Annotated in this window: 28 protein-coding genes and 1 pseudogene; 12 read left to right on the forward strand and 17 right to left on the reverse strand. The window is 61.2% G+C overall.

Annotated elements, in window-relative coordinates:
- The first annotated feature begins 56 nt into the window (after positions 1–56).
- Positions 57–800, forward strand: coding sequence for a tRNA-uridine aminocarboxypropyltransferase (locus AWU82_RS16400; protein ID WP_064379062.1), 744 nt, complete (start codon positions 57–59; stop codon positions 798–800).
- Here AWU82_RS16400 and AWU82_RS16405 read toward each other — a convergent pair.
- Positions 767–1,033, reverse strand: coding sequence for a hypothetical protein (locus AWU82_RS16405; RefSeq protein WP_139831636.1), 267 nt, complete (start codon positions 1,031–1,033; stop codon positions 767–769). The genes AWU82_RS16400 and AWU82_RS16405 overlap by 34 nt on opposite strands.
- On the opposite strand from AWU82_RS16405, the gene erdR reads away from it, so the two are divergent.
- The gene (gene erdR, locus AWU82_RS16410; protein ID WP_064379063.1) at positions 1,026–1,676 is read left to right on the forward strand and encodes a response regulator transcription factor ErdR; all 651 of its coding nucleotides are present in this window, start codon (positions 1,026–1,028) and stop codon (positions 1,674–1,676) included. The two genes, AWU82_RS16405 and erdR, sit on opposite strands and share 8 nt — an antisense overlap.
- Positions 1,677–1,751: 75 nt before the next feature.
- Positions 1,752–2,114: a diacylglycerol kinase gene (locus tag AWU82_RS16415; RefSeq protein ID WP_003222276.1), complete on the forward strand. Its 363-nt coding sequence runs from the start codon at positions 1,752–1,754 to the stop codon at positions 2,112–2,114.
- Here AWU82_RS16415 and AWU82_RS16420 read toward each other — a convergent pair.
- Positions 2,111–3,037: a LysR family transcriptional regulator gene (locus AWU82_RS16420; RefSeq protein ID WP_011332748.1), complete on the reverse strand. Its 927-nt coding sequence runs from the start codon at positions 3,035–3,037 to the stop codon at positions 2,111–2,113. The two genes, AWU82_RS16415 and AWU82_RS16420, sit on opposite strands and share 4 nt — an antisense overlap.
- 144 nt (positions 3,038–3,181) lie before the next feature.
- On the opposite strand from AWU82_RS16420, the gene fpr reads away from it, so the two are divergent.
- Positions 3,182–3,961, forward strand: coding sequence for a ferredoxin-NADP reductase (gene fpr / locus AWU82_RS16425; RefSeq protein WP_003222277.1), 780 nt, complete (start codon positions 3,182–3,184; stop codon positions 3,959–3,961).
- A 110-nt stretch (positions 3,962–4,071) separates the two neighbouring features.
- Here the strand turns inward: fpr and tsaA are convergent, their stop codons facing one another.
- The 6 genes from tsaA to rimO all read right to left on the reverse strand — a co-directional run bounded on the left by tsaA (position 4,072) and on the right by rimO (position 9,246).
- Positions 4,072–4,770, reverse strand: coding sequence for a tRNA (N6-threonylcarbamoyladenosine(37)-N6)-methyltransferase TrmO (tsaA, locus tag AWU82_RS16430; RefSeq protein ID WP_190241489.1), 699 nt, complete (start codon positions 4,768–4,770; stop codon positions 4,072–4,074).
- A gap of 198 nt (positions 4,771–4,968) precedes the next feature.
- Positions 4,969–5,739, reverse strand: a complete 771-nt coding sequence (locus AWU82_RS16435; protein WP_064379065.1) for an SDR family oxidoreductase — start codon at positions 5,737–5,739, stop codon at positions 4,969–4,971.
- Positions 5,740–5,866: 127 nt separating this feature from the next.
- A complete protein-coding gene (locus tag AWU82_RS16440; RefSeq protein ID WP_064379066.1) occupies positions 5,867–6,334 on the reverse strand; it encodes a YehS family protein in 468 nt (155 codons plus the stop codon).
- 74 nt (positions 6,335–6,408) lie between these two features.
- Positions 6,409–7,119 carry an rRNA pseudouridine synthase gene (locus AWU82_RS16445; RefSeq protein ID WP_011332751.1) on the reverse strand — a complete coding sequence of 237 codons (711 nt, stop codon included), beginning with the start codon at positions 7,117–7,119 and terminating at the stop codon, positions 6,409–6,411.
- 204 nt (positions 7,120–7,323) lie between these two features.
- Positions 7,324–7,797, reverse strand: coding sequence for a GNAT family N-acetyltransferase (locus AWU82_RS16450; protein ID WP_064379067.1), 474 nt, complete (start codon positions 7,795–7,797; stop codon positions 7,324–7,326).
- A gap of 111 nt (positions 7,798–7,908) precedes the next feature.
- Complete coding sequence (rimO, locus tag AWU82_RS16455; protein ID WP_011332753.1) at positions 7,909–9,246, reverse strand: 30S ribosomal protein S12 methylthiotransferase RimO; 1,338 nt, start codon at positions 9,244–9,246, stop codon at positions 7,909–7,911.
- A 347-nt stretch (positions 9,247–9,593) separates the two neighbouring features.
- Between rimO and AWU82_RS16460 the strand changes: the two genes are divergently transcribed.
- The gene (locus tag AWU82_RS16460; RefSeq protein WP_371915551.1) at positions 9,594–11,435 is read left to right on the forward strand and encodes a potassium transporter Kup; all 1,842 of its coding nucleotides are present in this window, start codon (positions 9,594–9,596) and stop codon (positions 11,433–11,435) included.
- 526 nt (positions 11,436–11,961) lie between these two features.
- Positions 11,962–12,300: pseudogene (locus AWU82_RS16465) on the forward strand (transposase); the annotation flags it as partial.
- Positions 12,301–12,398: 98 nt separating this feature from the next.
- Here AWU82_RS16465 and AWU82_RS16470 read toward each other — a convergent pair.
- Together AWU82_RS16470 and AWU82_RS16475 are read right to left on the reverse strand one after the other, a co-directional pair.
- Positions 12,399–12,989: an HD domain-containing protein gene (locus AWU82_RS16470; RefSeq protein ID WP_064378583.1), complete on the reverse strand. Its 591-nt coding sequence runs from the start codon at positions 12,987–12,989 to the stop codon at positions 12,399–12,401.
- A gap of 23 nt (positions 12,990–13,012) precedes the next feature.
- Positions 13,013–13,324, reverse strand: coding sequence for an Mpo1-like protein (locus AWU82_RS16475; RefSeq protein ID WP_041475173.1), 312 nt, complete (start codon positions 13,322–13,324; stop codon positions 13,013–13,015).
- 167 nt (positions 13,325–13,491) lie between these two features.
- Here AWU82_RS16475 and AWU82_RS16480 point away from each other — a divergent pair, with 167 nt between their 5' ends.
- Positions 13,492–14,553, forward strand: coding sequence for an AraC family transcriptional regulator (locus tag AWU82_RS16480; RefSeq protein ID WP_199913007.1), 1,062 nt, complete (start codon positions 13,492–13,494; stop codon positions 14,551–14,553).
- Here the strand turns inward: AWU82_RS16480 and AWU82_RS16485 are convergent.
- Complete coding sequence (locus AWU82_RS16485) at positions 14,510–15,964, reverse strand: TrkH family potassium uptake protein (RefSeq protein ID WP_064378585.1); 1,455 nt, start codon at positions 15,962–15,964, stop codon at positions 14,510–14,512. The genes AWU82_RS16480 and AWU82_RS16485 overlap by 44 nt on opposite strands.
- Positions 15,965–16,085: 121 nt before the next feature.
- Between AWU82_RS16485 and AWU82_RS16490 the strand changes: the two genes are divergently transcribed.
- On the forward strand, positions 16,086–16,652 hold the full coding sequence (locus AWU82_RS16490) for a nitroreductase family protein (protein WP_064378586.1): 567 nt from the start codon (positions 16,086–16,088) through the stop codon (positions 16,650–16,652).
- A gap of 5 nt (positions 16,653–16,657) precedes the next feature.
- Here the strand turns inward: AWU82_RS16490 and AWU82_RS16495 are convergent, their stop codons facing one another.
- The 6 genes from AWU82_RS16495 to AWU82_RS16520 all read right to left on the reverse strand — a co-directional run bounded on the left by AWU82_RS16495 (position 16,658) and on the right by AWU82_RS16520 (position 20,768).
- Entirely contained in the window at positions 16,658–17,998 is a 1,341-nt protein-coding gene (locus AWU82_RS16495; RefSeq protein ID WP_064378587.1) for a sensor histidine kinase, read from the reverse strand.
- Positions 17,999–18,065: 67 nt separating this feature from the next.
- Positions 18,066–18,515, reverse strand: a complete 450-nt coding sequence (locus AWU82_RS16500; protein ID WP_064378588.1) for a Spy/CpxP family protein refolding chaperone — start codon at positions 18,513–18,515, stop codon at positions 18,066–18,068.
- 136 nt (positions 18,516–18,651) lie between these two features.
- The gene (locus tag AWU82_RS16505; RefSeq protein ID WP_007958370.1) at positions 18,652–19,329 is read right to left on the reverse strand and encodes a response regulator transcription factor; all 678 of its coding nucleotides are present in this window, start codon (positions 19,327–19,329) and stop codon (positions 18,652–18,654) included.
- Between the two features lie 7 nt (positions 19,330–19,336).
- Complete coding sequence (locus AWU82_RS16510) at positions 19,337–19,747, reverse strand: SH3 domain-containing protein (RefSeq protein ID WP_011333001.1); 411 nt, start codon at positions 19,745–19,747, stop codon at positions 19,337–19,339.
- 123 nt (positions 19,748–19,870) lie between these two features.
- Entirely contained in the window at positions 19,871–20,170 is a 300-nt protein-coding gene (locus tag AWU82_RS16515; RefSeq protein ID WP_064378589.1) for a YciI family protein, read from the reverse strand.
- 1 nt (position 20,171) lies between these two features.
- Complete coding sequence (locus AWU82_RS16520; protein ID WP_011333003.1) at positions 20,172–20,768, reverse strand: septation protein A; 597 nt, start codon at positions 20,766–20,768, stop codon at positions 20,172–20,174.
- 87 nt (positions 20,769–20,855) lie between these two features.
- Between AWU82_RS16520 and AWU82_RS16525 the strand changes: the two genes are divergently transcribed.
- The 4 genes from AWU82_RS16525 to scpB are packed head-to-tail and all read left to right on the forward strand — an operon-like array spanning position 20,856 to position 24,206.
- On the forward strand, positions 20,856–21,719 hold the full coding sequence (locus AWU82_RS16525; protein ID WP_064378590.1) for a PHP domain-containing protein: 864 nt from the start codon (positions 20,856–20,858) through the stop codon (positions 21,717–21,719).
- 13 nt (positions 21,720–21,732) lie between these two features.
- A complete protein-coding gene (locus AWU82_RS16530; RefSeq protein WP_139831628.1) occupies positions 21,733–22,362 on the forward strand; it encodes an L-threonylcarbamoyladenylate synthase in 630 nt (209 codons plus the stop codon).
- The gene (locus AWU82_RS16535) at positions 22,363–23,181 is read left to right on the forward strand and encodes a segregation and condensation protein A (RefSeq protein WP_007958362.1); all 819 of its coding nucleotides are present in this window, start codon (positions 22,363–22,365) and stop codon (positions 23,179–23,181) included.
- Between the two features lie 11 nt (positions 23,182–23,192).
- A complete protein-coding gene (scpB, locus tag AWU82_RS16540; protein WP_064378592.1) occupies positions 23,193–24,206 on the forward strand; it encodes an SMC-Scp complex subunit ScpB in 1,014 nt (337 codons plus the stop codon).
- Positions 24,207–24,208 lie beyond the last annotated feature (2 nt).

The raw sequence follows: 24,208 nt of genomic DNA on the forward strand, positions 1-24,208 counted from the left end.
TTGCCCTGCCGAGTGTCGTTCGTGTCGAGTTTCCCTGCCTGCCGGTGCCGTCTGCGATGAATCATGCCCCCAACGCCGTGGCCCGCCTGCGCGATCAGCGCGAGGACGAAGGCATCAAGCCGATCCAAGCCCGTGGTTTTCGCTCCCCGCGCTGCCGCGATTGCCGCGTGATCATCAGCCATTGCCTGTGCGCCTGGCGGCCGACCGTCGATACGCGTTCGGGTGTTTGCCTGATCATGACCGGCAAGGAAGTGTTCAAACCCAGCAATACCGGCTGGTTGATCGCCGACATCGTGCGCGACAATCATGCTTTCATCTGGTCGCGGACCGAGCCCGACGAGCAACTGCTGGCGCTGCTGAACGACCCGCAATGGCAGCCGTATCTGGTGTTCCCCGGCGAGTACGTCGAACCCTCGCGGGTGACCAACACCGTGGATCTCGATAGCAGCAAGCGTCCGCTGTTCATCCTGCTGGACGCGACCTGGACCGAAGCCCGGAAGATTTTCCGCAAGAGCCCGTATTTCGACCGTTTGCCGATCCTCAGCCTGTTGCCCGACAAGCTGTCGCGCTATCGCCTGCGCCGCTCGACCCGCAGCGAGCACCTGTGCACCGCCGAAGTGGCGGCGCTGTGTCTGGAACTGGCCGGTGATTCGGACGCGGCGTCGGCGCTGGATGCCTATTTCGATGTGTTCAGCCAGCATTACCTGGGAGCCAAGCAGCAACTGGAGGTCAATGTGTCGACCCCGGCCCACGCTGAATTGCTGCCCTATATCCGAAACGCGGCGCCATTACCGGCCTGATCCTGGCCCATACTGCTAAAGCAGTGGCCGCGTGGCTTGACCACCCCGGCCTGGCTGGTCATGCTTGGCGCCGATTGGGGTGCGGCCAAGGTTTGAAACGCCGTTTTTTGTTCGTGATTGGCGTTGAACGTGCCCCTGTGGATACCGCCGCCGGGCGGTGTCTCGAGTTGCTTTGGCAAGGCCCGAATGCCCGGGCCCGCCATCAAAAACAGGATCATTTGAAAAATGGCCACATACGACATCCTGATTGCCGATGATCACCCTCTTTTTCGTAGCGCTTTGCATCAAGCGGTGACGATGGGCCTTGGCCCGGATGTACGCATGGTGGAGGTGGCGAGCATCGCCGAGCTGGAAACCCGCCTGACCGAAAAGGCTGACTGGGATCTGGTGCTGCTGGACCTGAACATGCCGGGTGCTTTCGGGTTTTCCGGGCTGGTGATGCTGCGCGGTCAGTACCCGCAGATTCCGGTGGTGATGGTTTCGGCCCAGGAAGAAGCCTCGGTGATGGTCAAGTCCCGGGAATTCGGTGCCAGTGGTTTCATTCCCAAGTCCAGCGACCTGAGCGTGATTCAGGAAGCGGTGCGCAAAGTACTGGATGGCGACGTGTTCTGGCCACCCCAGGCGTTCGAAGCGGTCAGCGTTTCGGATGAAGCCAAGGCTGCCAGCGATGGCCTCGCCAGCCTGACGCCACAGCAGTTCCGGGTGTTGACCATGGTCTGCGAGGGTTTGCTGAACAAGCAGATTGCCTACGAGCTGAATGTGTCCGAAGCGACCATCAAGGCCCATGTCACGGCGATTTTTCGCAAGTTGAACGTGCGGACCCGGACCCAGGCCGCTTTACTGCTGCAACAACTTGAGTCAATTCCGAGCCAGTAAGTGCTGGCGTCTTCACGCTTTTTTGACTTTCGTTGATCTAGCTTCCCCACTTCCTTTCGGTCGGTTATCTACTTTATGTCACCTTTCAAGGGCCAGACGGGCCTGAAACGCATCCTCAACGCTTCCGGATACTCGCTGGACGGCTTGCGCGCCGCCTTCACCGGCGAAGCGGCTTTCCGCCAATTGGTGCTGCTTAACGTGGTTCTGATTCCACTGACGTTTTTCCTCAATGTCAGCCGGGTCGAGCAGGCGCTGCTGATCGCCGTGTGCCTGCTGGCGCTGATCGTCGAGCTGTTGAATTCGGCGGTGGAGGCGGCCATCGACCGCATCTCGCTGGAGTTGCACCCGCTGTCCAAGAACGCCAAGGACATGGGCAGTGCCGCGCAATTCGTGGCACTGAGCATGATCGCTCTGGTGTGGGCGGTGATTCTGCTTTAAGCGATGCTCGGCAGAACGATCTCGTCGCTGCGCTGGACCCCGGCGGTGAAGGCGCGGCACAGGTCGAGGAATTCGCGCATGGCGGAAGTCTGGTACTTCTGTTTGTGCCAGATGAAATAGAACTGCCGCGCCAGATCCAGATCCGGCGTCTCCACCGGCACCAGGCTGCCGCGCCGGAAGGCGTCCCGCAGCGCCAGCCGCGAAATGCAGCCAATACCCAGACCTGATTCCACGGCGCGCTTGATCGCTTCGGTGTGTTCCAGCTCGAGCCGGATGTTCAGTGCGCTGCGGTGATGCCGCATCGCCTGATCGAAGGTCAGGCGCGTGCCCGAACCCTGTTCCCGCAGAATCCACGCTTCATGGGTCAGTTCCTCCATGGTCGCGCTGCCGCGTTTGGCCAACGGATGCTGCGGGGCGCAGAACACCACCAGTTCATCCTCGACCCAGCTCTGCACTTCGATGTCCGGGTGGCTGCAATCGCCTTCGATTAGACCCAGATCAATTTCGTAATGAGCCACTTGTTGCACGATATTGGCAGTGTTCTGCACGTGCAGCTTCACCTGGCTTTCGGGGTGGCGCTGCATGAAACCGCCGATCAGCAGCGTCGCCAGGTAATTGCCGATGGTCAGGGTCGCGCCCACCGACAGCGAGCCGAAACCGGATTTGCCGTTGAGCAGGTCTTCGATTTCCTTGGCCTGATCGAGCAGGGCCACCGCTTGCGGCAACAATTGTTTGCCGAGGGCGTTGAGGCTCAGGCGTTTGCCGGCGCGATCGAACAGCTGGCAGCTGGACTGGCGCTCCAGTTCAGTGATGGAAGTGCTGGCGGCCGATTGCGACAGGTTGAGCAGCCCCGCAGCACGGGACACGCTTTCCTGCTGGGCGACGGCGACGAAGACTTGCAGTTGACGAAGAGTAAATCGCATATCGATATAACCGATAACCCTTATCTTAATAATCCAGTTAACAGATATTGTCGGCGCTATTAGAATGCGATGCAATTGCGCACCGTCGGCATTCTTCAACACGAGCCGGGCAGGCGCAGATCAATCTCCAGGAGTCCCACGTACATGAGCAACATGAACCACGAGCGTGTCCTCAGTGTTCATCACTGGAACGACACTCTGTTCAGCTTCAAGTGCACCCGCGATCCGGGCCTGCGCTTCGAGAACGGTCAGTTCGTGATGATCGGCCTGCAACAGCCCAACGGCCGCCCGCTTATGCGCGCTTACTCGATCGCCAGCCCGAACTGGGAAGAGCATCTCGAGTTCTTCAGCATCAAGGTGCCGGACGGTCCGCTGACCTCCCAGTTGCAGCACCTGAAGGAAGGCGACGAGATCATCATCTCGAAAAAACCGACCGGCACCCTGGTGCTGGACGACCTGAACCCGGGCAAGCACCTGTACCTGCTGAGCACCGGCACCGGTCTGGCGCCGTTCATGAGCGTGATCCAGGACCCGGAAACCTACGAGCGCTTCGAGAAAGTGATCCTGGTTCACGGTGTTCGTTACGTCAACGAAGTCGCCTACCGCGAATTCATCACCGAGCACCTGCCGCAAAACGAGTTCTTCGGCGAAGCGCTGCGTGACAAGCTGATCTACTACCCGACCGTGACTCGCGAACCGTTCGAGAATCAGGGTCGCCTGACCGACCTGATGCGCAGCGGCAAGCTGTTCAGCGACATCGGCCTGCCACCGATCAACCCGCAGGACGACCGCGCGATGATCTGCGGCAGCCCGAGCATGCTCGACGAGACCAGCGAAGTGCTCGACAGCTTCGGCCTGAAGATCTCGGCGCGGATGCGCGAGCCGGGTGATTACCTGATCGAGCGCGCATTCGTCGAGAAGTAAGCTGGTTATAGGTGACGCAGAGCGTCACTGGATGCATTACCACGCAGAGCGTGGGAACGATCAGCCCGCGCTGCCTGAGAAGGCAGCGCGGGCTTTTTCGTTTTCGCGATTCAGTCAGCGGCGGGAATCACTTCCAGGACGCGGATCTGCTCAGGCACAGGGTAATGCCAGCGCACATCCAGATCCCAGAACTGCGCGCCGTATTCGCGCTCTGGCGCGGGCGTCTGATACGCCGGGCGCGGATCCTGGGCCAGGCATTGCTCGATCAGCTCGACCAGCGGCTCGGCCAGGCGCTGAGCGTGCTTGTACGCCTGTTGCAGCGCCGTGTCCGTCCACTGCACGTCGATCAGGTGCGGCGCGGCACTGGCGATGCTGTTGGAGGCGTCAGTGATGATGTCGGCGTAGGGCACGTAGGGTTTGATGTCGAGAATCGGCGTGCCGTCCAGCAGGTCGATACCGGAGATGAACAGGCGATTGGCCTCGACCTTGTCCAGCTTCACCACCGACTGACCAATGCCGTTCGGCCGATGGGTGGCTCGGGTGGCGAACACGCCCATGGACTTGTTGCCACCCAGGCGCGGAGGGCGGACCTTGAGGCGCGGCTTGTCTTCCAGGGCCAGATGGAACAGGAACAGCAGCCAGACATGACTGACCTGCTCCAGCCCCTGCACCGCATCGCCCTGATCGAACGGCGCCACCAGCTCCAGCACGCCACGGGCGGCAGGGGCCAGTTGCGGCTGGCGCGGGATGGCGAACTTCTCCTTGAAGCAGGAGCGGACAAAGCCGATGGGGGAGACGCTGTAAGTCATGGTTTGCATTCGAAGCGGAGCAGGGCGGGCATGATAACCCGGCAGGCTTCAAGTCTGGTGCTGGCAGAGCTGGCGCTATCGCTGCGATGCGGCGGGCCGACAAGCCAGCTCCCACAGGTTTTGTGGTGTACACAAATCCTGCTGACACTCGAGATCTCTGTGGGAGCTGGCTTGCCAGCGATAGCCGCACCCCCGATATCAGAGGCTGAACCCACCATCCAGCGGAATGATATTACCGGTCATGTAGGCCCCGGCTGTACTCGCCAGGCTGATCGCCAGCGCCGCCATCTCTTCCTCGCGGCCCCAGCGTTTCATCGGGATCAGCGCAGTGTCTTCGGCCAGCGCCTGTTGATCACTGCCGATGTGCTGGGTCATCTTGCTCGGAAAGCGCCCCGGTGCGATGACGTTGACGTTGATGTGCTGGCTCACCAGTTCCCGGGCGAGGATCCGCGACAGCTGATGAAGGGCGGCCTTGCTCGGCCCGTAGGCGTAGGCCTGTTCACCAAAGGAAGAAATCCCCGCCACCGAACCGATGTTGATGATCCGCGCCGGATTGGCCGCCGACCCGGATTTGCGCAGCAACGGCAGAAACTGCTGGATGCAGCTGAACACCGACGTCACGTTGAGTTGCATGACCTTTTCCCAGCCCTTGACCGGGTAACTCTCCAGCGGCGCGCCCCACGTCGTGCCGGCGTTGTTCACCAGAATGTCCAGATGAGTGATCTGTTCGCCCAGTCGCTCGGCCAGCTCTTTCACGCCTTCTTCGGTCGCCAGGTTCGCCGCCATGCCCAGACAAGTGCCCAGAGCACTGAGTTCTTCAGCGGTTTGATGACAGGCTTCCGCGTCACGGGAGCAGACGTACACGCGGGCGCCGGCCTCGACATAGGCCTTGGCGATCATTTTGCCGATACCACGGGTGCCGCCGGTCACCAGGGCGGTGCGGCCTTGCAGGGAGAAATAAGGGTGCATGGCGAATCCTGAGGGCTAGGGTTCAGTACACCCTAGTCGCCGGCCGCAAAAAGCGGAGCCACTATTTTTCGAGGGAATGGAAGGGCATGCATGAAAACGGCGACCGAAGTCGCCGTGATCGAATGGGTCAACCGCGAACGCGCAGGGTCAGGCCCTTGAGGAAATTGCGCAGCAACTGATCGCCACACGGGCGGTAGTTGGTGTGGCCGACCTTGCGGAACAGCGCACTCAGCTCAGGCTTGGACACCGGGAAGTCGGCAGCCTTGAGGATCGCGTGCATGTCGTCTTCCTTCAATTCGAAGGCCACGCGCAGCTTTTTCAGGATGATGTTGTTGGTCACCGGCACTTCGATCGGCAGCGGCGGACGGCTTTCGTCCTTGCCGCGCTTGAAGATCACCAGACCGTCGAGGAAGTGCGCGATGACTTCGTCCGGGCAGCGCACGAAACCTTCTTCGTCTTCTTCTTTCTTGTCGAGGTACGTCACGACATCGGCAAGCGTGACGTCCAGGCCGCCGAGCTTGATGATCTCGACCACTTTCTTGTCGCTGATGTCGAGCATGTAGCGCACGCTGCGCAGAACGTCGTTGTGAACCATGTGTGCAATCCTGAATGTTCGCTGTGGGCACCGAGCGGGGCGCGATGCCGGAAATATTGGGTGGCTTGCGAGCCCTAGAATTTCTCTTTGCCGGACAGGTAGCGCCATTGGCCGACCGGCACCTTGCCGATGGACACGCCGCCGATGCGGATCCGGCGTATGCCGATGACCTTCAGGCCGACCGCTTCGCAGAACTGGGCGATGATCCCCGGCTGCGGGTTCTTCATGGCGAAGCGCAGGCGGTTTTCGTTCTGCCAGCTGGCCTTGACCGGCGGCAGCTCCTTGCCCTTGTGGGTGAGGCCGTGCTGCAGGCGATTGAGGCCGTGGGCAACCATGTCGCCTTCGACTTCTACCACGTATTCCTGCTCAATCTTGGCCGCGTCGGCGGTGAGCTTGCGCAACACCTTCCAGTCCTGGGTGAACACCAACAGGCCGCTGGCCTTGGGTTGCAGGTCGGCGCTGGCGGTCAGGCGCAGGAAGTGCCCGCGCAGCGGACGCTTGCCGTAGCGGTGTTCTTCGCTGAGGGTTTCGGCGTTCAGCGACTGCATGGCGCTGTCGACATCCATGCCCGCCGGCACGTTGAGCAGGATAGTCACCGGCTCCGGCGCGGTGGCCTTGGCATCCTTGTCGAGCTCGACTTTCTGGTCGCCGACCTTGAACTGCGGCTCGTCGATGACTTCGCCGTCCACGGTGACCCAGCCGCCCTCGATGAACAGCTCGGCCTCCCGGCGGGAGCAACCGACCAGCTCGATGAGGCGTTTGGAGAGGCGAATCGGGTCAGTCATGACAGGGGCCGTAACAAAAAAGGGGTGGGCATTGTACCTGCCTGGGGCCGGTTAAGCCCGATTGCATTTACAGAGTGTTCGCTTGACCTGTGGGAGCTGGCTTGCCAGCGATGTTATCACCGCGGTGTTTTGTCAGACCGAGGCGCCTGCATCGCTGGCAAGTCGAAACGTCGCACCGAAGCTCCCACAGGGTTCTATGCTTGATCAGGCATGGTTCGAGCGTTGCTGATTCTGGCGCAGACGCATATGCAACAACGGATACGGCTGGCCCATGCCATCGACCTCCGAGCGGCCGATCACCTCGAACCCTTGCTTGAAGTAAAACCCCAGCGCCTGCGGGTTCTGTTCGTTGACGTCCAGTTCGTCGGCGTTCAGGTGTTCCATCGCGTACTTCAACAGTTTCTTGCCAAGGCCCTGGCCGCGATGGGCCGGGTCGATGAACAGCATTTCGATCTTGCCCGCCGCGACCCCGGCAAACCCGGTGATGCGCTGGTGGCTGTCGCGGGTGCAGATCAGCATCACCGCATCGAGGTAGCGGGTCAGCACCAGATTCTTCAGCAGCTCGATGTAGGATTCCGGCAGGAAATCGTGGGTCGCGCGAACCGAGGCCTCCCAGACCCGGGTCAGTTCCTGATAATCGCTGAGTTTCGGCGTGTGGATGACCGAATGCTGACGCATGCCCGATAGCCTCTTTGTCATGGATGAGGGAGTCCTTCCCCTCACAAACTCTAGCCGTAAAAAAGCCCCGCATCTCGTAAAAGAGAGCGGGGCTTTCTGTATTTTTCGCGCTTAGATCTGTTCGGCCCAGAGGTCGTATTCGTCGGCGTCGGTCACCTTGCACCAGACCTTGTCGCCCGGCTTCAGGTTGCTGCCGTTGTCGATGAACACATTGCCGTCGATTTCCGGGGCATCGAAGAAGCAGCGGCCGACCGCGCCCTGCTCGTCGACTTCGTCCACCAGCACTTCGATTTCACGGCCGATGCGCAGTTGCAGGCGCGCCGAACTGATGGCCTGCTGGTGCGCCATGAAGCGTTCCCAGCGGTCTTGCTTGACGTCGTCCGGAACCACTTCCAGATCCAGATCGTTGGCTGGAGCGCCTTCGACCGGCGAATACTGGAAGCAGCCGACGCGGTCGAGCTGGGCTTCGGTCAGCCAGTCCAGCAGGTACTGAAAGTCTTCTTCGGTTTCGCCGGGGAAGCCGACGATGAAGGTCGAACGGATGATCAGGTCCGGGCAGATCTCGCGCCAGTTCTTGATCCGCGCCAGGGTCTTGTCTTCGAACGCCGGGCGTTTCATCGACTTCAGGACTTTCGGGCTGGCGTGCTGGAACGGGATGTCCAGGTACGGCAGGATCTTGCCGGCGGCCATCAGCGGGATCAGTTCGTCGACGTGCGGGTACGGGTAAACGTAGTGCAGACGGACCCAGACGCCGAGGGTGCTCAGCGCTTCGCACAGTTCGGTCATGCGGGTTTTCACCGGCGCGCCGTTCCAGAAACCGGTGCGGTACTTGACGTCAACGCCGTAGGCGCTGGTGTCCTGGGAAATCACCAGCAGTTCCTTCACGCCGGATTTGACCAGACGCTGGGCTTCGTCGAGCACGTCGCCGACCGGACGGCTGACCAGTTTGCCGCGCATCGACGGGATGATGCAGAAGCTGCAGCTGTGGTTGCAGCCTTCGGAAATCTTCAGGTACGCGTAGTGGCGCGGGGTCAGCTTGATGCCTTGCGGCGGCACCAGGTCGATCAGCGGGTTGTGATCCTGCTTCGGCGGCACGACTTCGTGCACGGCGTTGACCACTTGCTCGTACTGCTGCGGACCGGTGACGGCCAGCACGCTCGGGTGCACGTCACGGATATTGCCTTCTTCCACGCCCATGCAGCCGGTCACGATGACCTTGCCGTTTTCCTTGATCGCTTCGCCGATCACTTCCAGCGATTCGGCCTTGGCCGAGTCGATGAAGCCGCAGGTGTTGACCACGACCACGTCGGCGTCCTGATAGGTGGACACCACGTCATAGCCTTCCATGCGCAGCTGGGTCAGGATGCGCTCGGAGTCGACCAGTGCTTTCGGGCAACCCAGAGAAACGAAGCCAACCTTTGGATTGGCCGGCGCAGGAGTGGTGGACATGTCTAACCTCGGTGTTTTGTGACGTCGCTTGCCTGATTCAGGAACCGACGGATGGGCGCTTAAGGCGCGCCTCTGATCAAAAAGTGCGCAATTCTAGCGGTGAGCAACGCACTTGACCAGCTTTATGCAGGGAAATACGACGAGTGCTGCGCTATGCTTCGCGCCGTTGCGCTTTACTGAATTTTTACAGTCAACAAAACGTCTGTTACAGGGCGTAAAAACGCGCATGCTGCACACAAAGCATAGTGCTTCATATAAGAAGCCGGTCTGGGAATCAGGAGTGTTGGATGGGTCAGGCAAGTAGTCACGCGGCAGGCGCCGAAGGTTCGGCCACCAAGCCGCTGAGCATGCTGGTCGCGGCGGTCGGGGTAGTTTACGGCGACATCGGCACGAGCCCGTTGTACACCCTCAAAGAAGTGTTTTCCGGCGCTTATGGCGTTCCGGTGAACCACGACGGGGTGCTGGGCATTCTGTCGTTGATCTTCTGGTCGCTGATCTGGGTCGTGTCGATCAAATACATGATGTTCGTGCTGCGTGCCGACAACCAGGGCGAGGGCGGCATCATGGCGCTCACCGCGCTGGCACGGCGGGCAGCGGGGGAACGCAGGAAATTGCGTTCGCTGCTGGTGGTCTGCGGCTTGATCGGCGCAGCGCTGTTCTATGGCGACAGCATGATCACCCCGGCGATCTCTGTGCTGTCGGCCATCGAAGGTCTGGGCCTGGCATTTGACGGGATCGACCATTGGGTCGTGCCGTTGTCGTTGGTGGTGCTGGTCGGGTTGTTTCTGATCCAGAGCCATGGCACAGCACGGATCGGCATTCTGTTCGGGCCGATCATGGTCACCTGGTTCCTCGTTCTCGGCGCTCTCGGCGTGTACGGCATCAGCCATTCCCCGGAAGTGCTGAAGGCGCTGAACCCGATCTGGGCCGTGCGCTTTTTCATGGTGCATACCGGCATGGGCGTGGCGATCCTCGGCGCCGTGGTGCTGGCGCTGACCGGTGCCGAAGCGCTGTACGCCGACATGGGCCACTTCGGTCGCAAGCCGATTGCCCGCGCGTGGTTCCTGCTGGTGCTGCCGGCGCTGGTGCTCAACTACTTCGGTCAGGGCGCCTTGTTGCTGGACAACCCGGAAGCGGCGCGCAACCCGTTCTACCTGCTGGCGCCGAGCTGGGCACTGATTCCGCTGGTCGGTCTGTCGACCCTGGCCACGGTGATTGCGTCCCAAGCGGTGATTTCCGGCGCGTTCTCCCTGACTCGTCAGGCGATTCAGCTTGGTTACATTCCGCGTATGTACATCCAGCACACGTCCAGCGACGAGCAGGGCCAGATTTATATTGGCGCGGTGAACTGGGCGCTGATGGTCGGCGTTGTCTTGTTGGTGCTGGGCTTCGAATCCTCCGGCGCACTGGCCTCGGCCTATGGTGTGGCGGTAACCGGCACTATGCTGATGACCACGATTCTGGTGTCGGCAGTCATGCTGCTGCTATGGAAATGGCCACCGATTCTGGCGGTGCCGGTACTGATCGGCTTCCTGCTGGTGGACGGCCTGTACTTCGCCGCCAACGTGCCGAAGATCGTCCAGGGTGGCGCCTTCCCGGTGATCGCCGGTATCGCGCTGTTCGTGCTCATGACCACCTGGAAGCGCGGCAAGCAACTGCTGGTCGAGCGCCTCGACGAAGGCGCGCTGCCGCTGCCGATCTTTATCAGCAGCATCCGCGTCCAGCCACCACACCGCGTGCAGGGCACCGCTGTGTTCCTTACCGCCCGTTCCGACGCGGTGCCGCACGCGCTGTTGCACAACCTGCTGCACAACCAGGTGCTGCACGAACAAGTGGTGCTGCTGACCGTGGTCTACGAAGACATCCCGCGCGTCCCGCCATCCCGGCGCTTCGAAGTCGAAGCCCACGGCGAAGGCTTCTTCCGGGTGATCCTGCACTTCGGCTTCACCGACGAACCGGACGTGCCGCAGGCGCTGAAGCTGTGCCACCTGGATGATCTGGACTTCAGCCCGATGCGCACCACCTACTTCCTCAGCCGCGAAACGGTCATCGCCTCGAAACTCGAAGGCATGGCCCGTTGGCGTGAAGCGCTGTTTGCATTCATGTTGAAGAATGCCAACGGAAACCTGCGGTTCTTCAATCTGCCGCTGAACCGGGTGATTGAGTTGGGGACGCAGGTGGAGATGTAGTTTGCGTCTCGATTGAATAGCCCCCGTCAGCTTTGCGGCTGGCGGGGGCTTTTTTGTGTTTGTGGACTTATCAGAATCCAGTGGAGATCCCTGTGGGAGCGGGCTTGCCCGCGAATGCGGTGTATCAGTTTACAAATCAGCTGCCTGACCAACCGCCATCGCGGGCAAGCCCGGCTCCCACAAGGATCTCGGGCGTTTGCCAAAACGAAAAAGCCCCCGCAACTGTGAAGTTGCGGGGGCTTTTTTGTGGGTGCTGTCTCGTCCTGAATAAGGTTAACACCTTCTGGCTTCTTATCAGGAGGGTGCAATGGATTCGGGCGCAAAACGCAGTCAACGCGATTACACGCTGACTTTTAAATTGTCGGTTGTCGACCAAGTCGAAAAAGGCGAGTTGAGTTATAAAGAGGCTCAACGGCGCTACGGAACGTAAGGCCCGGGTGGCGGCTGAGGATCCAGGCGTCCTGGTTGAGCATGTGCCCCAGCAGAATCGTATAACTTCGTATAATGTATGCTATACGAAGTTATTACGACGTATATGCGAGGTGAGTTCGCCAGCGCCGATGCGTTCATCGCCTTTCTGGGAATGGATTTGAAGGCAAAGGACTCAGGCAAGAAACACAGTCCTCGCCACTTGAGCAAAAAAGGTAACGGAGAATTACGGCGTCTTGCACACAATGAAGCTATGGCAGCTTGTCGGTCCCCTGTTTGGAAACCGTTCTATGAATCCTATCTGGCAAGAGGTCTAGCCAGAACTCAGGCTTTGGTCATCCTCGCCCGTAAGCTTTGCCGGGTGGCATTCGCCCTCATGAAAAATCAGAGCGAATACCAACCCAATTTAAGGTTGCAGGGTTCCCCTGCAACATAGAATCTCCCACAGTGGTCGAAGGTGTACGTAGCCTTTGTGTACACCCCAAAAAACCTGTGGGAGCTGGCTTGCCAGCGATGAGGCCGGTGCAGACAACATCAGGCCGGGGTGTGCTCTTCCATCGCCGCTTTGTAGATCGAGTTTTTCGGCTGGGCAAACAGCCTTTCCATCATCGGCTCGAAGAAGCTCAGCGGCAGGGTGTCGTACTCGGGGTCGAACGCCGCCGCGTCGTATCTTGCGCAGAACTCCGCGGTCGCCAGAAACTGCGGGTGGTCGCTGAACTGCTCGCGCAGGTGCCGATCCATGCCCAGGTGATGGAAGAAGTAGTAGCCCTGGAAGATCCCGTGCTTTTCCACCATCCACAGGTTTTCGGCACTGACGAACGGCTTGAGAATGGCGGCGGCGATGTCCGGGTGATTGTAGGAGCCAAGGGTGTCGCCGATGTCGTGGAGCAGCGCGCAGACCACGTATTCCTCGTCGCGTCCGTCGCGAAAGGCGCGGGTCGCGGTTTGCAGCGAGTGGGTCAGGCGATCCACCGGGAAACCGCCGAAATCGCCTTCTAGCAGTTTCAGGTGCGCCACGATCCGGCCGGACAATTGGCGGGCGTAGGCGCTGAAATCCGCCGCAATGATCGCCCAGTCTTCCTGTGTACCGTCCTTCATGTGGGTGAAACGGGCAGTGGCACTCATGGCAGTCCTCTTGGTCGGAATTTCTAGAACGGCACGCGGCCCAGGATCATGTCGCGGTACATGACGAAGTCGCCGAGCAGGCTGTAGAACGGGTGCTGGAAGGTGGCCGGGCGGTTTTTCTCGAAAAAGAAATGGCCGACCCAGGCAAAGCTGTAGCCGGCCAGCGGCAAGGCAAGCAACAGCAGCCAGGCGCCCTTGGCGATGGTCAGGGCGAGAATGAAGATCACCAGTGTCGTGCCGATGAAATGCAGGCGACGGCAGGTGCTGTTGCTGTGCTCGCTGAGGTAATACGGATAGAACTCGGCGAAGCTGTTGAAAGGCTTGAGGGTTTCCACGACTGCGATCTCTGTGGTTATTGTTCTGATTGCAAGTTGTTCGGCGGGTAGCTTATTTGAGTCTAGAGTGATCATTGGCGTCGGCCAGTGACAATCGGCGCCACTTTACTATCCTTGGGAAATCGGCCGTAGTATGCGGCTCACCATGTCATCCAAGAAAAAACGCCATGAGCGAACGAACGACTTCTGCAAGCTGGGCGATGGGGATTGTCAAGGCACTGGAAATGGACGGCCTGGATTGCCGGGTTTTGTTCAGACAGCTGGGGCTCGACTACGCGGCGCTGGAGGATCCGGACGCGCGCTTCCCGCAGGATTCCATGACCCGACTGTGGCAACGGGCGGTCGAGCTGTCCGGCAATCCCGCCATCGGCCTGAACATGGGCAAGGTGGTGCGACCGGCTTCGTTCCATGTCGCGGGCTATGCACTGATGTCCAGCAATACGCTGGCGGAAGGTTTTCAGCGACTGGTGCGTTATCAGCGAATCATCGCCGAAAGTGCCGACCTGAGTTTTCGCCTGCTCGATGAAGGTTATGCGTTGATTCTGACGGTGCATGGCGATCACCTGCCGCCGACCCGGCAAAGTGCCGAAGCCTCGCTGGCCTGCGCGCTGGCGCTGTGCGGCTGGCTGACCGGGCGCACGCTGCACCCGCGCAAAGTGCTGGTGCAGGGCGATGAGCCGGATGACCTTGAACCCTACAAACAAGCCTTCCATGCACCGCTGGTGTTCAACGCGCCGTATGACGCGCTGATCTTCGAACGGGCCGACATGGAAGCGCCACTGCCCACCGCCAATGAGGCGATGGCGCTGCTGCACGACCGGTTTGCCGGGGAATATCTGGCGCGGTTTTCCGAAAGCCGCGTGACACACAAGGCGCGTCAGGTGTTGTGCCGCCTGCTGCCCCAGGGCGAACCCAAGCGCGACACGGTGGCGCAGACCCTGCACCTGTCGCAGCGCACCTTGCAACGACGTTTGCAGGAGGAGGGCACCAGTTTTCAGCAGTTGCTTGATGACACCCGCCGCGAACTCGCCGAGCAATACCTGGCGCAGCCGAGCATGACCTTGCTGGAGATTGCCTATCTGTTGGGCTTTGCCGACCCGAGCAATTTCTTCCGCGCCTTCCGCCGCTGGTTCGACACCACGCCCGGCGATTACCGGGCGCGGTTGCTGGAAGCGCCGAAGGCGATCAGTGACGCCAGAACGCCGGAATACACAGCACAAACACCGTAATGATCTCCAGTCGGCCGAGCAGCATGCCGAACGACAGAATCCACTTGGCCGCATCCGGCAGGCTGGCGAAGTTGCCGGCCGGGCCGATGGTCTCGCCCAGGCCCGGGCCGACGCCGGACACGGTGCTGGCGGCGCCGGTCAACGCCGTCATCCAGTCCACGCCCAACAGCGACAGCAGCAGGGCGATCACGCAGATGGTGATGGCGAAGAAGAACGAGAACGTCAGAATCGACCGGACAATTTCCTCATCGAGGCGGTGACCGTTGTACTTCTGCTTGATCACCGCACGCGGGTGAATCAACTGGTTAAGGTTGGCCTTGAGCAGGATGTAGGCGACCTGGAAGCGGAAAATCTTGATCCCGCCCGCCGTCGAACCGGAACAGCCGCCGACGAAGCCCAGATAGAAGAACAGCATCAGCGAGAAGTTGCCCCACAGGCTGTAGTCGCCCAATGCAAATCCGGTGGTGGTGACCACTGACGTCACGTTCAGCGCCACATGGCGCAACGCGTCCAGCCAATGCAGGTTGGTAGTCCACCAGTACCAAGTGCCGAGCACCAGCCAGGTCGCCAGCAACATGCCGAGCAAACCCTGTACCTGTTGATCCTTGATCAGCGCCCGGCGGTTGCCGCGCAGCGTCGCCACGTACAGGGTGAACGGCAGACTGCCGAGAATCATCACCACCACGGCCACCCAGTGCACCGCCGGTTGCGTCCATTTGGCCAGGGACTGGTCGGAGGTCGAGAACCCGCCGGTGGAAATCGCCGACATCGCGTGGTTGATCGCATCGAACGGGCTCATCCCGGCCCACCAGAACGCCAGGCTGCCGAGAATCGTGATGCCGACGTACGCCGCCACGATCAGCCGCGCCACCATGTGCGAGCGGGGCATGACCTTTTCCGAGCGGTCCGAGGATTCGGTCTGGAACAGGCGCATGCCACCGATGCGCAGCAGCGGCAGGATCGCCACCGCCATGCCGATGAAGCCGATGCCGCCGATCCAGTGCAGCAGCGAGCGCCACATCAGAATGCCGGGGGACATGTCGTCCAGGTGGTTGAGCACGGTCGATCCGGTGGCCGTGATGCCGGACATGCTTTCGAAGAACGAGTCGGTGTAACTGATGTGCTGGGTCAGCAAAAACGGCAGCGCGGCAAAGATGCACACCACCAGCCAGCTACTGACGGTCAGCAGGTACATGTCCCGGGGGCGCAGGTGAATGTGTTCCGGGCGACCGGGAATCACCAGTGCGAGGCCGGCGAGAAAGGTGATCATGCTCGCCCAGAGGAACGACGGCAGATCGCCGGTGCGCTCGAAAATCACCAGGGTGGCCATGGGCACGACCATGGCGATGGCCAGGGTGATCAGGAAGATGCCGATGATGAAACCAATGATCCGTAAGGTCGGCAACGCCATGAAGTCCGCTCGGGTTGATGTGGGAAGGGCGCCATTCTACCTGCGGTGCAAGGCATGTAAACCGACGCGTCTGGATCACTTGCAGCTAGAATAGCCGGACATTTTTTTCAGGAGGTGGCCGATGCAGGCTCTCGACGCTTTGCTCAACCGTGTTTCCGTTCCACGACTGATCGATCCGGCCCCCACCGCCGAACAGCGCGAAGTGCTGTTCGCCGCCGCGACCCGCGCACCGGATCACGGCCATTTGCAGCCGTATCGCTTCCTGACCGTCGAAGGTGCGGCGCGTGAGCAGATGGGCGAGTTGCTGGCCGAAGCTGCAAAAATGCAGGAAGGCGAAGTCACCGAAGCGATGATCGACAAGGCGCGCAACGGCCCGCTGCGGGCGCCGCTGGTGGTCGTGGTCATCGCCAAGTTGCAGGATCACGTCAAATACCCGAAGGCCGAGCAGTTGCTGGCCGCAGGCTGTGCAGCTCACGGGATTCTGCTGGCGGCTTACGCGCAGGGGATTGGTGCGGTGTGGCGTACGGGTGATCTGGCTTACTCGAAACATGTCGCCAAGGGTTTGGGCCTGACGGATGACGAAGAGGTGATTGCCTTCCTGTACCTCGGCACACCGCAGAAAGAACCGCGGGTGGCCGAGAAGGTTGATCTGGCGGAGTTTGTCAGCGCCTGGCCGGGTAAAGCCTGACTCCATCAGGGCTGAACAACAGCCCCAGGCTCCAGCGGCAATTCAAGACTCGCCACAAAGCCGCCCTGCGGATGATTGGCCAGCACCAGCGTCCCGCCATGCCGCTCCGCCGCCCGCCGGGCAATCGCCAGTCCGAGGCCATGCCCGGCGGCGGTCTGCCCCGGCGCCCGATAAAACGGTTCGCCCAACTGGCTCAGATGTTCGGCCTGCACCCCTGGCCCATGGTCACGCACGCTGACCACGATCCGCTCGCCCTGACGTGACGCCTGCATTTCAATCGACTGCCCGACCGGGTTGAACCGCTGGGCATTGCGCAGCAGGTTGTCCACGGCGCGTTCGATCATGGTCGGCCAACCGGTCAGATTGAGCACCGGCTCGGCCTCCAGACGCACGGTCTGCTCTGGCGAACCGAGTTGCGCGTCCTTTTGCAGGGTGGCGAGCAAGGCATTCAGATCCACCTCTTCGGCGCTGGCGTTGTCGGCATCGACCCGCGCCAGCACCAGAATTTCACTGATCAACGCTTCCAGCCGATCACACTCGCGGGTCAGGCGCGGCCAGAGTTTTTCCCGTTCTTCCGGGCTTGCACGCTCGGCCAGAGCCAGGGCAATGCGCAGCCGTGCCAGCGGTGAACGCAATTCGTGGGACACATCGCGCAGCAACTGGCGCTGACTGCCGATCAGGCTTTGCAGGCGTGCGCCCATGCGGTTGAAGTCGTTGGCGAGCACGCCGAACTCATCCCGACGGTTGGCCAGTTGCGCCAGGCTGTTCTGCTGATAGGTGGTTTGGCCGAGGTCGTGCACCGCGCCGCGCAAACGGCTGAGCGGGCGGGTGATGGAGAACGTCACCAGCAGGCTGAACAGGGTCAGCACCACCAGCGCAATGCCCAGCGCACTCAATGGCCAGAGCAGGCTTTCGCGGTGCCAGGCGTCGAGTTCCGGGTGCGGGATGCGATAGATGAAGAGGTAGGTGTCGCCGCTTTTTTCGCTGGTGAATTCGTCGGTCAGACGGCGCCAGGGCAGGCGTCGGTCATCGTTGTTCTGCCGCGCCTCGAAGGCCGCCGCGCGCCGAGGGAAGGTGCCGCGCACCACCGGGTCGCCGCTTTCATTCAGCACTTGCACGTCGATGTGGTACTGGCGCTTGCGCTGTTCGAGGATGTCCTGGGCGGCGTTTTCGCCCTGGGTTTCGTAAGTCTGCGTCCATTCGGCGGCCAGGGTGTTGAGGCCCGGGTGGCGGCTGAGGATCCAGGCGTCCTGGTTGAGCATGTGCCCCAGCAGAATGGAAAGCCCTGCAACCAGAGCGATGGCCAGCCAGAAGCTGGCGAGGATACGCCAGAACAATGAACGCACAGAAAATCCTCAAACAAAGAAAACCCAACGGCGGTGAGCCGTTGGGTCGGGGCGTGACGCTAGAACATTATTGCGCCTTTTGCGGCTGTTGCGCTTTCCAGGCTTTGAACTCGGCCCATTCGGCGCGACGCTCGGCCTGTTTCTTCTGGATCTCGTCGAATTTCTTCTGTTGATCCGGTTTCAACACGGCGCGGACATCGGACTCGGCCTTCTTGTGGTTGGCCGCCATCTCGTCTTTCATGGCTTTCTGGTCGGCTGGCGAGAGTTTCTCCAGGTATTTTTCGACCGTCTGCTTACGCTCGTGCATCTGCTCGCCCATGATCTTGCGGATCTGCTCGCGCTGTTCGCGGGACAGGTCCAGCTGGCTGTACGGGCCTTTGCCGTGCATGCCGTGCATCTGACCGCCATGGCGCGGGCCGTCCAGCGGGCCACCCATCGGGCCGCCATCCTGTGGCAGGGCCATGGCGACGGTCGGCAGGGCAGCGGCAAACATCAGAGCGATAAGAGTCTTGCGCATGGTGAATCTCCTTTGTCTCGTTCCCGGTACGTTCCGGATGAGTACAGATTACGGAGATCAAGGTCAGCGGCGGTCAGCGCTGTGTAAAGCTTGGGTAAACACGTTTTCGCGCCGACCTGACAAAACTGACAGACGATCAGAGGCTGTAGTAGTAGCCACGGCTGCGCAGGGCCACGATGCGCGGGCGGCCGTCGGGGTGCGGGCCGATCTTTTTGCGCAGGTTGCTGACGTGCATGTCCAGGCTGCGGTCGTACAGGGTCAGCTTGCGGCCGAGGGCGATCTGCGCCAGTTCCTGTTTGTCCAGCGGCTCGCCCGGTTGCTTGAGCAGGGCCTCGAGCAGACGGCTTTCGGAGACGGTGAGGGTGAATTCCTTTTCGTCGATACTGACCACGCCGCGCACCGGGCTGAAGCTCAGGTCGCCCAGCTCCAGCTGGGTCGACACGGCGGCCGGATGACTGCGGCGCAGCACGGCGCGCAGGCGGGCGGTCAGTTCGCGCGGATCACAGGGTTTGGCCAGGTAATCGTCGGCGCCCAGTTCCAGGCCGAGAATCCGGTCCAGCGGCTCGCCCCGGGCCGAAAGCATCAGCACCGGTAGGTCGGCATGATCACTGCGTAGTTGCTTGAGCAGTTCCAGGCCGCTGCCGTCGGGCAGCATCACGTCCAGCACCACGGCCGCCGGCGCGGTTTCGGCCAGCGCCTTGCGGGCGCTCTGGCCATCGTGACAGGCCCGGACCTGAAAGCCTTCCTGGCTCAGCCAGCTACTCAGGAGTTCACACAACTCCTGGTCATCATCAATCAGTAACAGCTCGCTCATGACTCACTCAATTTAGCCATTGCCGACGTTTTCGGCTTGCTCCACTGGCAAAGATACCGCAGAGCAGCGCCAATAGCGCTACCCCGGCCCCGGTGACGAACCATTGCTGCTGTTCGGTCAGCAGGCGCGGCAGCGGGCTGGCCTGGGCCTCCTTGAGTTGCAGCTTCAGACGCTGGTTCTCCTGGCGCAGCCGGGCGAGCTGGGCGCTTTCGCGGGTGTTGTCGGCATTTTGCAGTTGTTTGCTCAGTTCTTCCCGTTGCTGCTCACTGGCCTTCAGGCGCTGCTGCAACTCGGTGATCTGACTGCCGGCGCTCAATGAAAGCGGCGTGGAGCTGCCGCCCTCGGTGCTTTCGTCACCATGGGCGGGCGCCATGATCGACAACGTGACCAACATCAGACACAACGGACCCTTGCGCATCGCGACTCCTGTTTCCAAATGGATATTGGGCAGGTTGTCGGCCGGCAAACGAGAATAATGAGCGATTGAGAGCGCGATGAACGGACAAGGTTCATCGCGCTGAGGGCTTTTACGAGGGGGAGGTTACGGCAGGACTTGCTTGAACGGCTTGACGATCACGTTGGCGTAGACGCCGGCGGCGATGTAAGGATCGGCATCGGCCCAGGCTTGCGCAGCGCTCAGGGAGTCGAATTCGGCAACGATCAGGCTGCCGCTGAAACCTGCTGCGCCCGGATCATTGCTGTCGACCGCCGGGTGCGGGCCGGCCAGCACGATGCGGCCTTCGCCCTTGAGCACCTGCAGGCGTTCAAGGTGTGCCGGGCGCGCAGCGAGGCGGGCGTCCAGGGAGTTGGCGACGTCGGTGGCAATGATGGCGTAGAGCATGTCAGTCCTCGGTTTTTGGCGTTGTGGTATCGGCGTCGTGCAGGTGACGGGACAGGTAGATGCCTTGACCGACCAGGAACAGCACGGTCATGCCCAGGCTGCCGAATACCTTGAAGTCCACCCAGATGCTCTGGAAGGTAAAGGCAACGAACAGGTTGGCGGCCCCGCAGAACAGGAAAAAGGCGATCCAGGCGATGTTCAGTCGGGTCCAGACCGGATCCGGCAGGGTCAGTGCGTGGCCCATGATGCGCTTGATCAGCAGGCGGTCACCGATGAAATGGCTGCCGATGAAGGCCAGGGCGAACAGCCAGTTGACCACCGGGGCTTTCCATTTCAGGAAGGTTTCGCTGTGAAAGGCCAGTGTCAGGCTGCCGAACACCAGGCAGGCAATCAGGGTCAGCCACTGGCTCTTCTCCAGCTTGCGCTGCTTGATGAAGAGCGCGCCGTACACCACCAGCGAGCTGATGATCAGCATGGCGGTGGCACTGTAAATGCCGCCTACCGTCAGTTCATGGCCGGCAACGTCGACGGTACGTGGATCGAGTTTGTAGACGATGAAGAACAGCAGAAGCGGGATGAAATCGATGAATTGTTTCACAGTGAGAGCCAGAAGCTGGATGTGGCGGCATAATAACAAACATATGGGCGCGCGATAGCGCCAGCTGATTTGAGGTAACACATCCCCGTGAATGTTGATTTGCACTGCCACAGCACGGCCTCCGATGGCGCCCTGGCGCCTGCGGCACTGGTTGCGCGTGCGTTCGAGAACGGCGTGCGAGTCCTGGCCCTGACCGATCACGACACCCTCGAAGGCCTCGCCGAAGCGCGTACGGCCGCCGAGGCGCTGGGCATGCAACTGGTCAACGGCGTCGAATTGTCCTGCACCTGGGGCGGGGCGACCATTCACGTGCTCGGCTACGGTTTCGACGTCAATGCCGCACCGTTGGTCGAGGCGATTGCGAAGTTGCACGATGGCCGTTGGCTGCGGTCTGAGGAAATAAGCCGCAAGCTCGCCCTCAAGGGCATGCCGAATGCGCTCGACGGCGCGCGGCAGATCCAGCAGGAACTGGGCGACAGCGGCAACGCCCCGGCCCGTCCGCATTTCGCCGACTGGATGGTGCGTGAAGGTTTTGTAAAGGATCGCGCCGAGGCGTTTCGCAAATGGCTCGGCGCCGGCAAGCTGGGGGACGTCAAGCTGCACTGGCCGACCCTTGAAGACACCGTCGGTACGCTGCGCGCCGCCGGCGCCTGGGTCAGCCTGGCGCATCCGTGGCACTACGATTTCACCCGCAGCAAGCGCCGAAAGCTGATTGCCGACTATATTCAAGCGGGCGGGCAGGCGATCGAAGTGGTCAATGGTCATCAGCCTGCGGAACAGGTGGGCAGCCTGGCAATCCTTGCCCGTGAGTTCGGTCTGCTGGTCAGCGCCGGCAGTGATTTCCATGGCCCTGGTGGCTGGTCCGAGATCGGCCAGTACCGGCCGGTGCCGGAGGACCTTCCACCCCTGTGGTGTCGGTTCAAACATGACCCAGTTATTGCCGCCGTCTGAACAGGTAGAGAATGTGAGTCAATTTTTCCAGATTCATCCGGAAAACCCGCAAGCGCGCCTGATCAAACAGGCCGTCGAGATCATCCGCAAGGGCGGAGTTGTGGTCTATCCCACCGACTCTTCCTACGCAATCGGTTGCCAGATCGGTGACAAGAGCGCCATCGAGCGCGTTCGTCGCCTGCGTCAACTCGACGAAAAGCACAACTTCGCGCTGATCTGCAGCGATCTTTCGCAACTGGGCAACTACGCCAAGATCGATACCGGGACCTTTCGAATCCTCAAAGCCCACCTGCCGGGGCCGTACACCTTCATTCTCAACGCCACCCGCGAAGTGCCGCGCCTGCTGCTGCATCCGAAGAAACGCACCATCGGTCTGCGGGTGCCGAGCCATCCCATCGCGCTGGCGCTGCTGGCCGAACTGGGCGAGCCGCTGATGAGCGTGACTCTGATCATGCCGGGTGATGAAGACCCGTTGAGCGATCCATACGAAATGCGCCAGTTGCTCGAGCATCAGGTGGATCTGATCATCGACGGCGGTTCCGGCGGCATCAAGGCCTCCACCGTGATCGACCTGACCGGCGATGATCCGGAAGTGATCCGCGTCGGTTGCGGCGACCCGGCTCCATTCATGGCCGAGGCCTGAATGTCCGCAGTGGAAACCGTTGATCCCCAGGCCGGTGCCCAGCAGGAACTGCCGTTTGCCATGGTCTATGGCCAGGCCGTCACGGAAATGCCGCTGGACCTGTACATCCCGCCGGATGCATTGGAAGTCTTCCTCGAAGCCTTCGAAGGCCCCCTCGACCTGCTGCTGTACCTGATCCGCAAACAGAACATCAACATCCTCGACATCCCGGTGGCGGAAATCACCCGCCAGTACATGGGCTATGTCGAGCTGATGCAGTCGGTGCGCCTGGAACTGGCCGCCGAGTACCTGGTGATGGCCGCGATGCTGGCCGAGATCAAGTCGCGGATGCTGCTGCCCCGGGCCGAAACCGTCGAGGACGAAGAGGACGACCCGCGCGCCGAACTGATCCGCCGTCTGCAGGAGTACGAACGGTTCAAGGCTGCCGCCGAAGGCATCGATGGCCTGAGTCGGGTCGGTCGCGATGTGATCGTGCCCAAGCTCGACGCCCCGGAAGCCCGTGCGCGCAAGCTGTTGCCGGACGTGGCGCTGGAGGAAATCCTGATGTCCATGGCCGAGGTGCTGCGCCGCGGCGACATGTTCGAAAGCCATCAGGTCAGCCGCGAGGCGCTGTCCACCCGCGAGCGCATGAGCGATGTGCTGGAACGGCTCAAGGGCGGCGGGTTTGTGCCGTTCGTCGAGCTGTTCACCGCCGAGGAGGGCAAGCTCGGGGTGGTGGTGACCTTCATGGCGATCCTTGAACTGGTCAAGGAATCCCTGATCGAGCTGGTGCAGAATGAGCCGTTCGCCGCGATCCACGTGCGAGCCCGAGCCGAATAACGAGTCCCGATATGAACCTGACTGAACCCCGCGAGCTGGCGTCCCTGCTTGAAGCCTTTCTGTTGGCCTCGGGAAAGCCGCAATCCCTCGAGCGTCTGTATGAACTGTTTGAAGAAGGTGAGCGCCCGGAACCGCCGGTCTTCAAGAAAGCCCTGACCCTGCTCGGCAAATCCTGTGAGGGCCGGGCGTTCGAGCTCAAGGAAGTCGCTTCCGGCTATCGTCTGCAAATTCGCGAAAAGTTCGCGCCGTGGGTCGGTCGTTTGTGGGAAGAGCGTCCGCAGCGCTATTCCCGAGCGCTGCTGGAAACCATGGCGCTGATCGCCTATCGCCAGCCGATCACCCGGGGCGAAATCGAGGACGTGCGGGGCGTGGCGGTCAACACCAACATCGTCAAGACGCTGATGGAACGCGAGTGGATCCGTATCGTCGGTTACCGCGACGTGCCGGGCAAACCGGCGATGTTCGCTACCACCAAGGCGTTTCTCGACCACTTCAACCTGAAGAATCTCGACGACTTGCCGCCGCTGGCCGAGTTGCGCGAGATCGAGGCGGAACCGGTGCTCGACTTCGACGACGCTCCGGTGCCGCCGGGCTTGCAGGAGCTGGCCGATGCCAGTGCCGAGCCGGAAGAACCGAAGGAGGAAACCAGTTTTCACACTCTGCTGCTGGAACTGGACAGCATGGAGGAGGGGATCAAGACCGACTTCGACGACTTGCTGCGTGACGGGGTGGGCGGCGAATCGATGCCGACCGGGTTTGAATCCGATCCTGTCGAGCCGCCGGTTGAGGGTGAATTCGAAACTGAATTCGAGCCTGAATCTGAGTTTGAGCCTGAATTTGAGCCCGAGCAGGAAGACGATGTACTCGGCGTGGCCGAAGCCCGGGAAAAGCTGCTGGCCGCCGTCGCCCGGCTTGAGCAGCCCGCACCCGAACCCGCCGCCGAGGAAGAATTGAGCGAAGAAGAAGCCGAGGCCCGCGCCCTGGCCGAAGCCATCGAAGCCGAACGCCGCGAGTTCGAGGATTGAGC

It is taken from the genome of Pseudomonas glycinae (assembly GCF_001594225.2).
Classification (GTDB): domain Bacteria; phylum Pseudomonadota; class Gammaproteobacteria; order Pseudomonadales; family Pseudomonadaceae; genus Aquipseudomonas; species Aquipseudomonas glycinae.